Annotated in this window: 13 protein-coding genes; 8 read left to right on the top strand and 5 right to left on the bottom strand. The window is 33.8% G+C overall.

What is annotated here, in order from left to right; genetic code table 11:
* The first annotated feature begins 84 nt into the window (after positions 1 to 84).
* The 6 genes from HQN62_RS13775 (at position 85) to HQN62_RS13800 (ending at position 5,338) form a co-directional block, all read left to right on the top strand.
* The gene (locus tag HQN62_RS13775) at positions 85 to 870 is read left to right on the top strand and encodes a hypothetical protein (protein ID WP_173504798.1); all 786 of its coding nucleotides are present in this window, start codon (positions 85 to 87) and stop codon (positions 868 to 870) included.
* A gap of 222 nt (positions 871 to 1,092) precedes the next feature.
* Positions 1,093 to 2,538, top strand: a complete 1,446-nt coding sequence (locus HQN62_RS13780) for a DUF1254 domain-containing protein (RefSeq protein WP_173504799.1) — start codon at positions 1,093 to 1,095, stop codon at positions 2,536 to 2,538.
* Entirely contained in the window at positions 2,535 to 3,929 is a 1,395-nt protein-coding gene (locus tag HQN62_RS13785; protein WP_173504800.1) for a DUF1254 domain-containing protein, read from the top strand. Before HQN62_RS13780 ends, HQN62_RS13785 begins: the two co-directional genes overlap by 4 nt.
* Before the next feature lie 289 nt (positions 3,930 to 4,218).
* The gene (locus HQN62_RS13790; RefSeq protein WP_173504801.1) at positions 4,219 to 4,656 is read left to right on the top strand and encodes a hypothetical protein; all 438 of its coding nucleotides are present in this window, start codon (positions 4,219 to 4,221) and stop codon (positions 4,654 to 4,656) included.
* A 364-nt stretch (positions 4,657 to 5,020) separates the two neighbouring features.
* On the top strand, positions 5,021 to 5,179 hold the full coding sequence (locus HQN62_RS13795) for a hypothetical protein (protein ID WP_173504802.1): 159 nt from the start codon (positions 5,021 to 5,023) through the stop codon (positions 5,177 to 5,179).
* Between the two features lie 3 nt (positions 5,180 to 5,182).
* Positions 5,183 to 5,338 (top strand): hypothetical protein, encoded by a 156-nt coding sequence (locus tag HQN62_RS13800; RefSeq protein ID WP_173504803.1) that lies wholly within the window; start codon positions 5,183 to 5,185, stop codon positions 5,336 to 5,338.
* Positions 5,339 to 5,543: 205 nt separating this feature from the next.
* Here the strand turns inward: HQN62_RS13800 and HQN62_RS13805 are convergent, their stop codons facing one another.
* Positions 5,544 to 7,367 carry a mechanosensitive ion channel family protein gene (locus tag HQN62_RS13805; protein ID WP_173504804.1) on the bottom strand — a complete coding sequence of 608 codons (1,824 nt, stop codon included), beginning with the start codon at positions 7,365 to 7,367 and terminating at the stop codon, positions 5,544 to 5,546.
* 545 nt (positions 7,368 to 7,912) lie between these two features.
* On the opposite strand from HQN62_RS13805, the gene HQN62_RS19125 reads away from it, so the two are divergent.
* Positions 7,913 to 8,020 (top strand): hypothetical protein, encoded by a 108-nt coding sequence (locus tag HQN62_RS19125; protein WP_366095973.1) that lies wholly within the window; start codon positions 7,913 to 7,915, stop codon positions 8,018 to 8,020.
* A 678-nt stretch (positions 8,021 to 8,698) separates the two neighbouring features.
* Here the strand turns inward: HQN62_RS19125 and HQN62_RS13810 are convergent.
* From HQN62_RS13810 to HQN62_RS13825, 4 genes are all read right to left on the bottom strand, one after another.
* Positions 8,699 to 8,953 (bottom strand): hypothetical protein, encoded by a 255-nt coding sequence (locus HQN62_RS13810; RefSeq protein WP_173504805.1) that lies wholly within the window; start codon positions 8,951 to 8,953, stop codon positions 8,699 to 8,701.
* A gap of 82 nt (positions 8,954 to 9,035) precedes the next feature.
* Entirely contained in the window at positions 9,036 to 11,567 is a 2,532-nt protein-coding gene (locus tag HQN62_RS13815) for a hypothetical protein (protein ID WP_173504806.1), read from the bottom strand.
* A 666-nt stretch (positions 11,568 to 12,233) separates the two neighbouring features.
* Entirely contained in the window at positions 12,234 to 12,701 is a 468-nt protein-coding gene (locus HQN62_RS13820; RefSeq protein ID WP_173504807.1) for a hypothetical protein, read from the bottom strand.
* Between the two features lie 209 nt (positions 12,702 to 12,910).
* Positions 12,911 to 14,461, bottom strand: a complete 1,551-nt coding sequence (locus tag HQN62_RS13825; protein WP_173504808.1) for a Fic family protein — start codon at positions 14,459 to 14,461, stop codon at positions 12,911 to 12,913.
* Between the two features lie 875 nt (positions 14,462 to 15,336).
* On the opposite strand from HQN62_RS13825, the gene HQN62_RS13830 reads away from it, so the two are divergent.
* Positions 15,337 to 15,714 carry a single-stranded DNA-binding protein gene (locus HQN62_RS13830; protein ID WP_173504809.1) on the top strand — a complete coding sequence of 126 codons (378 nt, stop codon included), beginning with the start codon at positions 15,337 to 15,339 and terminating at the stop codon, positions 15,712 to 15,714.
* The last annotated feature ends 31 nt before the right edge of the window (positions 15,715 to 15,745 follow it).

Consider the following 15,745-nt stretch of genomic DNA (forward strand, 5'->3'; position numbering starts at 1 on the left):
TACGTCAAATTCTTGCATGTCTGGCTGGATATCGTTTAAGAACAAGAAAAACAACCAATAATATTGAATTATAATATATGAAAAATGAAAAAAAATAGTTCTAAAATACCAAAAAAATTATTGGCAATTTTATTTTTAATAAGTCTGAATTCCCTAGTTTATGCTCAAAACGATTCTATTGCAACTGATAAAATAAGAACTGAATCGGGTGTTGACCCTACACGCGTAAACTCTCGAGTCGGATATTCAGTTTTGTATTATAATCAAGCAGATAATCGCGCACAAATTACTAATAGAGCTACTTTAACTTTAGGAGTAAATCGATGGAGTTTTGCGATTAGGCCCGAGTTTACAAGTATTCACAACGGTGTACCTGGAACAGGATTTCAATCTGGAATGGGAGATTTCAAATTTACAATACTTAATGCATTTTATGTAAAAGATAAAAATGCCATAGCAGGGTCTGTTGAATTTGGATTGCCTTTTGCAAAAGCAGGACTTGGATTACCTTATTTTACGGCAACACCCGCAATTACATTTTCACACACATTCACACCAAGTTTATTACTAGCTATACAGCCACAATATACCTTTAACATTGCTAATGATGTTATTTATCCTAACATAAGTGTTCTTACTGTTCGTATGTTCTTAGCAAAATTTACTAAAACTGGCTACTTTTTTGTATTTGAACCGCGACCTATTTATAATTTCGAAAATAAAAATTTAGATATAATTATTTCACCAATTTTAGGAAAGGCTTTGGGCGCTGGTTATAATTTGATAACATTATTAGAAATTCCAACTAAACAAAAAACAATCGATAATCAAGGCATATTATTCCAATTTGGGTTTAACAAAAACTTTTAACTATTCAATACTATTGATAGTAATTTTTTTGTTGTTTATCAAAAACGAAAACTTAATCCAACAAAAAGTAGCGTTTTTGTCGTATTAAATGTAACGCCTATTTTATCTTTACTGATGTAATGCTTTTATAATGATCCCTAGCAGGAAGAATACAATGAAGAATAAAACCTGAATCGATTAGAAAAGTTCTATTAAGTTGATTAGAATGTTAAAAAAAATGAAATGATGAAAATACACAACAAATACCGCAACGTTTTTTTTCTCTTAATGATGACTTCGTTTTTTAGACTATTTGGACAGGTTGAAAAGCCAACTTGGTCAAGTGATAAAGTTACTGAAGAATCATACTACACCATTGGTACACAAGCATACATTTACTCAGTCACACCTTTTATGATGTATGCTGTGCTCTATCAAACACAACAGATTCCTTACGAAGGCTACCCCAATGGGGTTTCATTTAACGCCTGGACAAAAGTAAACACCTTGGCCAATGTAAAAAATTCACGTACAGTGATGGCTAATGTAAATACACTGTATGCTTCAACTTGGCTTGATTTGCGTAAAGAACCAATAATATTAGAAATACCTGAGTTTGGCAACCGATACTACAGTGTAGCCTTACAGGATGCGTACATGAACCATTTTAGTATCCTGGGTTCTAGAACCATCGGTGGATATGGGGGCAAATTCATGATATGTGGTCCAGATTATAACGGTGTTATACCTTCTGGCTTTACTAAAATTGAGTCGCCAACACCTTTTGTTTGGATGCTTATGCGAATAGCGCCTACTTATGCCAATGAAAAAGAAATAGAGGTGTGTAGAAAATTACAGGCAGACGTGACAATTACCCCACTTTCACAAATAAATAATACCAGATACAATCCTTCAACTTATAATGAAAAACTTAATCTTGGGGTACCTGATGTATCTAAAGATCCTCTTAGTTTTTTTGAAATAGTTCATCAATATATGCAAATAAATCCCCCACCAAAAGGTGAAGCTGCTTTAATGGCATTGTTTAGGCAAATAGGGTTTAATCCAGAACAAGATTTTAGCATAGATAAACTTACTGAGCCACAGCGAAAGGGCTTGCTTCGAGCTGTCGAATCTGGTAAAGAAATGATCAACACTTACATTACCAATGGAGACAATATTTATAATGGGTGGACTATTCAATCTAAGGAAATGGGTAGCTACGGTTACAGCTATCTTACCAGAGCGGCTTTAACTATGCAGAGTATAGGTGGCTTTCCATGGGAAGAAGCTATCTATGTCGTTGGCTATAAAGACATAAAGGGGAATGAACTTGACGGCTCAATCAATAACTATCTGCTGCACTTTAACAAAAATGAGATCCCTCAAGTAAACGATTTCTGGTCACTAACAATGTATGAACTTCCTTCGGTTATGTTGTATGATAATGCTATTAATCGATACCAAATGGGCCCACAGATAGAAGAAATGAAACACAATAAAGACGGTTCATTGGATATCTATATTCAGCACAATAAACCCAAAGAAAAAAATAAGCAAGGAAACTGGCTGCCTTCACCAGCAGGAAAATTTGTATTGTCTATGCGAATGTATAATCCAAAATCAAATATGTTCCAACTGGATGCACATAAAGTACCATTACCAGGTATTCAGCCAATTAAAAAATGATAACCAAAGCCTATCAAGCAATGAAAAAAATCATATTACTATTTTTAGTTACTAATTTTTTTGGGTTATGCACTCAAGCCCAAACAGCTACTGAAGAGGCAACAAAAATAGCAGAAGAAGCATTTATTTATGGCTACCCAATAGTAGAAAATTATCGAATAATGTATTATTCAACTCAAGATAAAAACTATGAACAGTATGCTCCTTTTAATACTTTTTTTCATGCAGACGATGTAGCTTCATCTAAGGATACTATTTTTGTGGCGCCTAATGTAGATACTCCTTATTCTTATGCTACACTAAATGTAAAAAGCGAACCGGTTGTGTTAACTATTCCAAAGTTTGAAGAGAATCGATTTATAGGTGTTCCGTTTTACGATTTATACACGCATGTAATCTATACCATTTCACCTAAAAATAATGGACATAGTGGCGGAAGCTTTTTAATTGCTAATGAAAATTGGAAGGGTGATTTACCAAAGGGAATAAAAAAACGAATCAATAGCGAAACCGATTTAATTTATGTACTAATCCGAACACAGTTATTTGATAAAAAAGATTTGAAACGGGTACATGAACTACAATCAGAATATAAAATTGAAACCCTATCTGAATATTTGGGTAAGATAGCAAAAAAAGACCCGCCTTTTACTTATTTGAAACCAATTTTACCTCAAAGTCCCTATACAAAACCAGACCTTGAATTTTTTAATGTATTAAATTTTGCGCTTCAGTTTACCAATCCTCATCCAAGTGAAACGACATTATTAAAACGTTTTGCAAGTATTGGAATAATTCCAGGAAAACCATTTGAAACAGAAAACAATCCCAATGCCAAAAAAATGCTGGATGGAATCAAAAAAGGACAGGATGCATTTCTTGCCTACTTACCCAAAATTAAATCATCATCTGAGCTATTTGGATCACGAGCCTATCTAAAAAACAACTATATAGCACGGGCTGTTGGCGCTTGGACGGGTATTTATGCCAATGAAGCAGATGTGTTTTTGGGGATACAAGGGTACGAGCGTCAGGCAGATGGTAACCCTTTTTCTGGTAAAAATAAATACACGTTTACTTTTAAAAAAGATGATTTTCCACCGGTAGACTCATTTTGGTCTGTAACGCTTTACAAACTCCCTTCTCGTTTGCTTTATGCCAACGACATCAATCGTTATGCTATTCAAAGCACAATAATCAATACTTTTAAGAAAAATTCGGATGGTTCCGTAACGCTATATATTCAACATGAATCACCAGGTAAAGAACTGGAATCTAACTGGCTACCTTGTCCAACAGGACTTTTTACTATGTCTTTTAGGTGTTATTTGCCAAAAGAACCTCTTCGGAACGGAACTTGGATACCACCTGCAGTGATTATGAAGAATTAAAAAAAATATAAGGATATTACAAAATCAAAAATGAAAAAATATTAAAAGGAAAAATTACAAGAACATTTATTCTTTTTGAAGCAGGAAATGTTTTTAATGAGTATGGAGTTGACATTACCCAAAAAGAATTATCAGAAAGATCCAACCAATTAGCACTATTTTAATAATAAAACCCAGGTAATACCTACGGCAGCAAATCAATTAAACTGATTCTTTGAAACAATTTTAAAAATTTTTTTTTTAAATTTAAAAGTTTAGGTTTGCTTTTTAATCATTTAAATCTATAAACATGAAAAAACTAACTTTACTTTTTGTTTTTGCAGTATTCATATGCTCCGCAAGTATTTTGGGACAGGCAAGAAAAGAATTGAATTTTGGAATAATTGGTGCTAACTATGAAATTCCTGTTCATAAAAACATTACAATTGCTCCCGGAATAGGAACCAATCTTGATATAGATTGGCTAAATATTGGTGTGAAAGGGAATTATTATTTTGATAATTTATTATTTGGAATTTCAGATTCTTCCTGGGATGTTTACGGGGGAGTAAACGCCGGATATTCTGTTTATATGGGAGATAATAAAAATGATAATAGTGATGTTGCATTTGGACTTCAAGTAGGAGGACGTTGGTTCTGGAACGATAAATGGGGGCTTTACTTAGAAATTGGTGGCGGTAATGTTTCAGGTCTTTCTCCAGGTATAGGTTTAACAGTTAAATTGTAATTTCAATTTTAAATAGAATAAAACCGTTTCAAATATAGAAATGGCTTTTTTTATGATGCTCAGGTTGATTAATAAAATTGTAAAAAATATTTATATTCTTAAATTTTATATTTCTCAAATCATAATCTTGATTGGCAAAAAACAGTCACACTTAAAAAATATTATAATCTCAAAAGAGTAACTAAAACACACTTTTTAACACGAAAAATTATTTAAAATTACTAGTTTTTACTTTAATCCCCTCATTATCATTACAATATCTAACAACTCAAGGAAATAAATATAAGGACAAGGACAAAGGAAAAGAGTATTAAGGTGGGAAAAACTACAGCGATGACAACAACAAAGCAACAACTATTGCAGGTTGGGAAAGAATAGGAAGCAATACGGTACAAAAATCACAGAAGTGGATGATTTTAGACCGTCTAGCAGAAAATCCTATTCTGCTTTAAAAATAAGAGTTAAAGAAAGTTCCGTTACCATTAATAAAATAACTATATATTATGAAGGCGGACAAACTTAAGAATTGGAATTAAGAAGAAGCATCAGTCCAGGACAAGAAACCAGAACGATTAATTTGATGGGTAACAGAAGAAGAATTGATAAAATACGTTTTTTATACAAAACCAGATCTATTTCAGGCAGTAGAGCAGTAGTTGAAGTTTGGGCAAAACGCAGTTAAAAAAGCTTTCGCCTTTTTCTATTGGATAGAATTATCCGCGTAAAAGCTCGTTTAAGATTATAATCGTCACCCCCTAACCCTACACACTCTAGCGGGCATTGAAAAACATCGTTTATTTTATTAACTTTATTTTTTAGATAAAAAAAAGGCTTGTAACAGGATTTAAGCATCCGTTATAAGCGTTTTTTTTTAATTGATCAAAGGATTATTTTTGATAACTCTCTGGAATTGTAGTTTTATTGCCATCTCTTTCGGCTCGATAATGTGGCGATAATATTTCGATTCCCATTTCGTTACAACAATCCTGAATATTGGCATGCAATTGAGAATAAACCAATGCTTGTCTATTGGCTTCTTTAGTATAGACATTGATTTGATAGGAAACATAGAAATCGTCTAAACTGGTTTGTAGGACAAATGGTTTTGGGTCTTTTAGTGCCAATTCAGCACGGTCAGCAGCATTCAACAAAGCTTGGTGCATATTTACCCAAGGCACATCATAACCAATAGTTACCGTAGTGTGTAAAATCAGCCCGCTTTTATCAGATTCGCTACTAAAGTTGACCGTAGAGCTACTCATTATTGATGAATTTGGAATGGAAATAATTTCGTTTTTAATAGTTTTAATTCTAGTGACCAATAAGGATTTTTCTACCACATTGCCAGCCAATTCTCCAATTTTTACATTGTCACCAATTTTGAATAATCGCATATAGGTTAGGACTAATCCCGCTATAACATTAGACAATGGGCCTGAGGAACCAAAAGTAAAAATCACACCAAGAAAAACCGAAACGCCCTTGAAAACAGGTGAATCACTTCCTGGCAGATAAGGAAAAATCGCTACAATCATAAAAGCCATCATCAATATCCTTATAATTTGGTAGGTTGGACTTGCCCAATCAGGATAAAATCCGTTTATTTTTAATTGCTCGTTTTCTATTTCATCTCTAAAAAAACGCACCCCTTTGAGAATATAACGAAAAACAACAACAACAACAATGATGGTAAAAAAATTAGGTAAATAATTCAAAACTCCAAAAGCAATAGCCTGTAATGGGGATGAAATATAATTAAAAAGTTTAGCCGAAAACCCTTCGGTCCAGGGAAATATTCCAAATAGAAAAGGCAAAGCAAAATAGATGATTAAAAAAAAGAACAGCCATTTAAGTATTGTATTTGCTTTTAGAAGTACATTGATTTGTTTCTGTTTATCAAACAAAACATAGTTGTTTATTTTGACCCCTTTAATTGTTTTATCTTCTTGTTCAAGAATTTTTTTTGCTATCCATCTTGAAAATCGGTTGATATAAAATAGGATCAAAACTAAAATAAAAATGATCAGTAAAGCCAACCCAATTGTTTCTATTAGTTTAGAAAAACTTGTTTTTTCCTTGTATTCAAGTATAGATTTGCTAATTATGTTTTTGTATTTTTCGGCCAATTCTTTTTTGGAAGTATTATGCCATATTGCATCATTTTCGGAAATGCTCATTATAACAAAATCACTAAAAACAATATTATAAGAAGTTTCGGCTTCTGTAACTTTTAGTGAATCTGGCACGAAAAGTAAATTATCTGATAATTTTTTAATTCTGTTTTCAATTGCATTTGCTCTTTCTTGAGCCGAAAATCCGCCTAACTTATCGTAAATAACAAACAATGTATCATTAAAAAAACCATTTACTGGAAATGATTTTGCCGACAATCGCAAAGAATCTATTTGAGCTTTTTTCTTTTGTATTCTTTTAACATCCTGTTCTTTTAACTCTTGTAATTGTTTTATAAGCTCCTCTTTCTTAATATTGTCGGTGGTTTTTAGTTTGAGTAGCTGATTTTCGAGTGTGGCGGCTTTTACAGAATCAACCAATCGCTTTTTTTCTAATTCAATATTTTTCAAATTATACTCCCCTAAAATAATTGTGTTCAAGGAATCACTATTTACATTAGGGTTTTGCGTTTGAGCGAATGACAAATCGGTAAATAGTAAAACAACTAAGAAAGGCAAAAAATACAGGTGTTTTTTCATTTTTTCAAGATCATATAGGTTAGAATTTAAACGCTTATTCAAATATAATTATATCTTATTTAATACGTCAATTTACGAGCTAATTTTTATTGATTTCTTCCCCATATTTCAAGAAAGCTCTTTCTAACGAGTGGACACTGAAAAACATCGATTGTTTAATTAACGTTCTTTTTTAGATTAAAAGATGATTGTAACAGGATTTTAAGAATCCGTTATATGCGTTTAATACATATCTAATATTCCATTAAGTCCTTGATAAATACTATCAAGGAATCAAAGACGAAAAAACAATGCAATTACTCAACAATTAATAATCATTTATAAATCCTACATCAAATATTTTACTAATTTTAAAAATTGAATTTATCTTCTAAACGAATAACCAAATAATAGATTAACCAATTAACCTCTAATGTGCTTTCATACCCTACAAACAGAGTTGAGTATAGAGCCAGAAAAACTTCCCATTGGGTAGATAAAAACACGGGAGAAATCAAAAATAATACACTATTTTAACTACCGAAGCCAATCCACTATGGGCCGAAATACACAATCACAAAAAAAGAATGCTGGTAGTTTTAAAAAAGGAAGATGAAACAAAATGGCTGCAACATAAACCCATCGAACAATTTGCTTTCCATTATTCAATTTAATTGATAGCTAAGCAAATACATCTTGATAAAGCAAATTTATGGTAATTTCCTTTACCGTTTTTCCATCCTCAAATAAGGTACTTCAAATTCATTGGCATTTATAGTCAGGTCAAATTCTTCAAAATTCAATTCCATATTGAAATATATCTGTAAAAATAATTAAAATTGTCTTTTGAAAAGACAACTATTAAATTTCTTAAGAACCGGAATCACTTTAAAATTTGTGAAATGTGTGGGTTTTGTGAAAAACCGTAAACTGTTAATCAGTTTTGGAATTCTTTTAATGATGCACCATTTTTTAAAATGTATTTTGAAATATGAAAACTATGTAAAAGCAACCCCAGAATCGAACAAGAATTGATGGAGAAAGCATTCCACGTTTAGATATTTAACAATAGTAATCATGATTCAAGACAACATTAGAGAAATCCAAAAACATAATTAAGCCATTTAAGTCTAAATGGAAGAATCATTAAGATGATAAAGCGTTAAAAGATGAAATAAATTGGAATGCTTAAATATTTTTTTTTTTAAAATCATAATTAAAGATAAAGCGTCTGACAGTTTTTGGTAAAAAGATAAATTAGTTAGTTTTTCCATTGATTACAATTTAAAAAACAATGTTGCAATCGATATTGGACTCAAGAAATAGTAAAATGATGCCGAGATTTCTTTCTCTCATTCATGCTGTTGTAAAAGGATCTTATTAGCCCATTTTTTTAATAAATTCAAAAAAAGTTTATTGTCTATTTTATCAGGAGCAATTAAATCTAAATCTGTAAAATGCTCAGCAATGATTTTATCTTTACTGCCTGTAAATAAAGTTACTTGTTCTGGTTGGATGTATTGCGCTTGATAAATTTTACCGATTGCACTTAGACATACTATAGCGCTTAAGATATCTTGTTTTGCTAGTTTGTGAATGTAATTCATGACTGTTATGTTTTTCTTTATATCAGTGTCTAAATTAGGACACATAATCACTAAGATCTATCATTAGATGATACACGCTCTTTTATGTGTTATGGATACTTTTGGCGATGCGAAAAGCTGTAACATTAAAGATTTTTTTGGAAAAATCTTGCAATCCCTTTGTCTTGTCAATCTGCCAACGGTTATCATAGGGACAGTTAACAATGTCATCTTTATAGGACTCCCAAGTTGAATCAAAATTAGTTTGAGGCCCTTTGTAATACACAATTATATAGTAATCGTCAAGGTAAATATTATATGCAAAACATTTGTTTATATGTTTTACTGTTAATCCTTTGTCTCGCCCCGTAAGTATAAATGCTTCGCATACTGTTATATTAGATCCATTCGATTGAAACATCACATCAATCTCTCCGGCATCTTTTCCTGACGCAGATCTGCCAGAGCGTCCTTGGTCGTGGCAACTCCACCCCCAAATTTGGAACCGTAGTCGCAAAGTTGCAATCAGTAAATCATTATATCGATTCTCATGAGGAATATGTCGGATTCCCTCAATTTTTTCGAGCATAATTTTTCCTGCTTCAATAAGCTCATGCAATACTAACTCGCTTAAATTTCTTTTATTATTAACATTATCAGGCGTAACTTTAGCTATGTCCTGTGGAGTAAGCGATTTAAGATTGATAAGGCTTTGCTTGATAGAAAGAAGGGTTTTATCATGGGTTGCCTCACCTAAGATTTTTTCCACTTCGGGTTTTATATCCTCATCATTTTCCGCAAAGTAGTTTTTAGCAACAACACTATAGCTAAAGGCCATTTCATGGAGCTCTCTTTCGAGATAGTAATTATAAATAACAGGAATGAGTTCCTGATTAAACCGATAAAGGTTTGAAAGTGTATTTAAGGCCTGGTCAAATCTTGAAGCATCTTTGTTGGCCACAAAATGATATATATTGGTACTTGATACCTGTTCATTTATTTTTTGCAGTGTACTTTTTTCTTCATCGGAAAGACTTTTTAAGAAATCCTCCCATTCTTTGTTAGCTTTATTTAATGATTTTATATTCATTTGCTTTATGGAATTTAATGTTTCGGCATGATAGAGATAATAAGCATAGGTAACGTTTTTAGGATCTTCTGAGGGAAGTCCCCTAAACAAAGCTGCGGCATTACCATAATCTTTGTCATTATAAAGTTTGAACAGGGCTTGGTAAAATTTCTTTTCCAGTTGCAACTTCTTATCAACAGGATGAATCGCATATTGGTTTTTAGGAATCTCCAATTTGCATAATTTCGCAAAATCTTTTTCTTTGAAGGCTAGGAGCAAATTAATTCTAAAGATGAATTTTTCTGTTTCCGCGGGGCGATGCCTTTTCTTTTCAAAATGAAGTTTTATCTTTTCTATAAGGGGCTTTGCTAATTCCCAATGTGTATCGGAATTTATTGCTTCAATTAATGTGTTTTCATATTCTGTAACAGTCCTTCTGGTATCAAGAAAATCATCAATATTGATATTATTTATTAGTCCTGAAATGATATTGCGTGTATGCTTTGATTCTATGATATTCATTGCTAAAAGCATTTTCTCCAATTCTATGCTCTTATGATATAGTCCTTTAATAAAATCTTCTCTTTCCTTGGTATCAAAATGATTTAGCGATCGGTGTAGCAGGAAGTGAAGATCATGCTGGTACTGATTATTCTTGAAGAACGTAAAAGTATCATCCAATACATCAATTCTGCCATTTGGAACAACGTTGTTGCTAAAGCGCAGAAAATATACAGTTATCCATTCTTTTAACTTTCTGAGGACTTCACTAACAGGAAGTCCTTCAAGTTCAAATTGGCTTTTCTTACTATTGACGGCCAGGTAAGCTATAGTCAATGCTGTTAAAAAATGCCAAATCTTAATTTTTTCCTCACGATTTTCATCCTCATAATATTCCTTTTCAGCATTTAAAGCCAATGCATTCCCAAAATTTTCTTTCAATAAATCAAGTATGACTTCTTTTTCAAATTGTAAATAAAGGTAGCCCCAATCAATTATTTCAAAAGCAAATTCATTGTTTTGGCGATGAGCTGTACTTTTTATATTTCCCGAATTAACAAAATTTGGATGTTCGATTTCCTTGGTTGTATAAAACCAGATCAAATGAGTATTTATCGCTTTAATCAAATGTTGAGATGATTCCGGTACAATAGCAATTTGATCCCGCTTAATCTCAATTTCAGAAACCCTGCTGTTAAGTAATTTTACAAACTCAATGCATAAGTCAAAGGTACCGGCTTTGAAACGAAGGAACTGACTCTGAATCTGTGCAGTTTCACGCAGCTCAGCAACACAGAATCCTGCAATCTCAGGAATAAGAAAAAGCATAATTCTTCGTATCACCAATGGCTGGGGATAACTTTTAAATGATTTTATTCTCTTAGTACTAAGTTTTTCAAGTGCCTTCTCATATCTAACACGATAGATGGAATGGATTATTCCTCCATTGATATCCGGAACATAATTACTCAAGAGTTTATTCGCACATTCAAGCAAAATTCTTGCTGACACTTCGGCTTGGCTTTGGTCTAATGTATATAAGCCTGCATAATGCTCAAGTGTCATGTCAAACATTTACAGCCTTAAATTATTTTTGGTATCCCATGACACTTTAGTCACATCATCACGATTCTGTGAGTTTTCCAGTAACTCAGGATCTAGCTTGATCTCGTCAATAAGCGAGAAGGCCAAGGCAGCTAAATCTTGATATGTCAACAAATAAGGGATTAACTTTGGGTAAGCCCTATGGATTTCCTTATAAATTGTCCATATAAGTGCCGGTTTTTCCATATTTCTCAATATCTTGAGGATATGATTATATGGTGCAGGATTCTTGTCAAATTGTACAATTACGTTAAAAGAAGATTTGCGTAGCTTCTAGCCTTTTGATAATCGCTAATCTCATGATGAAATCTGCTAAATGTTTCGCTGCTTTGTACAAAATCATAAATACTATTATAATTGAACTGAACTGTTGGTATCTTCTGCCTTATTTCCCTATGCATAGATACCAGTCATAATAAGCAACTTAAAATATCTATCTTCATATTGCGGATCGTTTTCCCTAAGCCAAAGCCAAAGTGTTGACGCAATTTCGTTTCTGAGATGACGTGCCGGTTCATTACCTCGCCATGAAAATGTATTAGCATCTTTTATGCTTAAAAGACCATTTTCTACAAAATAGTCAACCGTTAGTTTTCTGTTAGAATTCCCCTCAACAATACATTTAGCTTATCTGGCGTCAATAGTAAGAGTTGTATCTTTAAAATATTCATTATAGTAAAGCTTGAGACATGGAATTAAGTCACGGTATTGTTTAGGGATTTCAATACCCTTACCATTGCTTTTTTCATTATCTAAATTTCTAAGAAAATACAATACAACAGAAGGCAAAACGATATCACCCATACAAGAGCGTATCAAATGTGTCTTCTCGAAATCCTCATAGGTTAGAATAGTAGTGTTGGTTTCATTATATTTCTCAATTACCTTGATGAAGGTATCTTTACTCCTGTCAATATATTGAAGAGTCAAAATGATTTTGCTAATTATCAGGGAGAGATTATACTTGAGGTTCTGCCCAGTGATTTTTTGATCGACATAGGAAATGTAAGCAATATCCCCATGTGCCATACTAGCGATACGTACACTTAGGGAATCCAATTTAGATTCTATGGAATGAGAAGTTAAGAATTTCATGGCTAATAATTGGATGATATAAAGTGGTTTTTTCCTGCAAGATACTTTACTTGTTTCCGTTTTCTATTAAAAAACTTTCCTTATTTAAAATCTTTTAATAATCCTATACTGACTTGAATTTTAGTTCAGGTTGTATCCTGTACCCTCAATCATAACGTAAAAAAGCCCTCAAAATGAGAGCTCGATTATCTGCAATGACCTATAATTATTTATATTCGTGCGACTGGTTTCCCCTTTAAGCTTTCACTAACCAGTTTTGAAAGAAACTTTGTAAAGGGCTCTATATCGCCTCCCACACTTGCACTTTCAAGAGCTGCCATGTAAGGATCACGTTCTTCCACAGGAATAACAGTCCAGGGAAATCCTCCGGAGGCTAGCATTACATTCATTAGGAATCTTGCCATCCTACCATTGCCATCCATATATGGATGGATGTACACAAATATGAAGTGACCGAGCACTGCGCGTACCGCGGCGCTGGTTTCGCTTTCGAGTAATTCAAAAAGCGTGGGCATTGCATCTCTCAGAGCATCTCTGTTTAGAGGCACATGCAGAGAATTAGAGATATAGACCTGATTGGTTCTGTATCCTGCCAAATCCGAAGCTTTTAAAATTCCGGCTACTACACTCGGCGAAAATAATTCCTGATACCAATCTCTATGGTCATCATCGGCAACTTTTCCAGCATTGTCGCCTTCTAAAATTTCCCCGAGACTTTTCTTTACAGCTTGTGTAGCCTGCCAGTAACCTCTTGCCGCCATTGCATTCCTATGGTTTCTATCATTTTCATTCCCCTTGATGTCCCAATCACCAGTTCGGACTTTTTCAATCAACTCTACGGACACAACATATCTTTCGATAGAAAGTGAATGGTAGGCGTCTGTGACATATATCTGTTCTACAACTTCAAGGTATTTTTCTTTGTCTTTTGGAAGACCTGGTTCATCGGGAAAATACTTTATAACAACTTTTCGCCATTCATCCCACATCAGCTTGATACGGTTTGCATAAGGTGATCTTTCTCTGAATGATAGAGCAACGGGAGATTTACTTTGGAAAGGATCTGTTTCGCGTACATTGTAATCAGCGGCTTTCATTGTTTTCAAAATATCATCGGCGATACGGTCTCGTCCAATATTCCGAAACGCACCGGCTAACCGTCCGGCCACTACTGAGTGTGAGCCTGCGAGAAGCGTGCCGAGAAGTTCGGATGCATCCTGAACCAGTGCCATCGCGGCGCGTACATCGACCGCATTCCTTTCGAACATTGCTGTAGAGCAGTTTGTCAAAGCAGAGTGCAATGGTAACATTCTAATGCCATCTATCTCGACAATATCGGTCATATATGGAAGCGGCGACTTCATTTCCAGTAATGACGTTTTATACAACAATGGTATGACTTTATTTGAAGCTTCCAATGCGCGAATAATCAATTGTGTAGGTACAGTGCTATTTCCTGCATGTATCATGAGAGACTGATCAGCTGAAATACAGTAGGCATCACCGTATTTATCCTTGAGATAACGTGAGCAGAATTGCCAATAGGATGTATACCATGAAGTAGTGTCACCAGCAGCTTCGTGGGGATTTGACACAATGTACCAGCCTCTGGATACTTCCTTCAAGAAGCCGTTTTTTATCAGACGCTCTCTATGCGTTCTGTTTATTTCCGATGATTTTATTGCGACAATATTCTGATCCTCCTGTAAATCACGAAGTATCTGAAGCGATGCCGCCAATTTTTCTCCAGGTGTAGCCATATTATTCTTTTCTTGAAATATTTTATATCCGAAATTATTAACCTACTATTTTTTCAAAACAAAAAAAGCTTAATGATTTTGCATCGTAATTAGCCTATCGCGCCGCACATAAGTTAGCCTATTGTGTTGTATTAAAATTAGCTTATCTTGTTGTATGTAAATTAGCCTATCATGCAAATATAGTAAATTAATCAATAGTTTTGCCAATAATGATTGTGAGCTTTCCTGAAGGATGATTGTGAATCATCATCAGAGATATAGTATTTGCCTGCTCATTTATCTTGTTCACTTTACACTTACGTTCACAAAAACGTGAACACTTAATATTAGTGAACAACTATATAATTATTTATCCGCATAACAACATCAGCACTCATTACATGTGCTGTAATTGCATCTAATATTATTAATCAATAACTCTACCAACAGCAGTTTTTAAAAAAATCTTAAACATCGATTTAGAGATTTTGTCATATTGATTAAATTTTCTGATCATTAGAACCATTTCCCAATCTCTTCGTTGCTTCCCCTTCATTTTTGTATTCAAAGAACCTGTATGCTTTTGTCTTATTTCAGGAGCAAAGGTAATTCCGTGTTATTAACGCAATAGCAAGGCCGGGTCCTGCGGATTTGACAAAAAATCTCCACCCATCCGGGTTGTATTTTTTGTCAAAACCTTGCTATTGCTAAACACTAACCTTTTTATGCTCATGAAACAAAACATAGCATACTCCGGCTCTTTAGACGAATAAAAAAAATGTCAGCAATGAGAAATAAAATAGTAGAAATGGATTTGATGAAACAAAACAGCACCTCCTCTCATTGCCGAATAAATATAATTTCAAAAAAATTAATTCACTAAAAAAACAGAAATCATGAACATTATCGGAAGAGTGACAAAAGATGCGCAGGTACGCACATTGTCTAACAGCAAACAGGTAGTAAACTTTTCAGTAGCAACCAACGACAGCTACCGAAATAAAGCGGGCGAACGTATAGATCAGACAACCTACTTCGACTGCGCTTACTGGATTAGCCCAAAGGTGGCAGGTATACTCACCAAAGGCACTCTTGTGGAACTCACAGGCAGGGTTAGCGCAAGAGCGTGGACAGGCAATAATGGAGAAGCACACGCAGGTCTGAACTTCAACACCTCGCAAATCAAAACGCATGGCGGCGGTAAAAAATTGGAAACGGTACAGACTACCACAGGAACAACTACTGACAAGCCAGAGAACGACCTCCCATTTTAACAACTAGCATCAACCTTTTTTAAACTTTTAA

The sequence above is a fragment of the Flavobacterium sp. M31R6 genome (assembly GCF_013284035.1).
In the GTDB taxonomy this organism is placed as follows: domain Bacteria; phylum Bacteroidota; class Bacteroidia; order Flavobacteriales; family Flavobacteriaceae; genus Flavobacterium.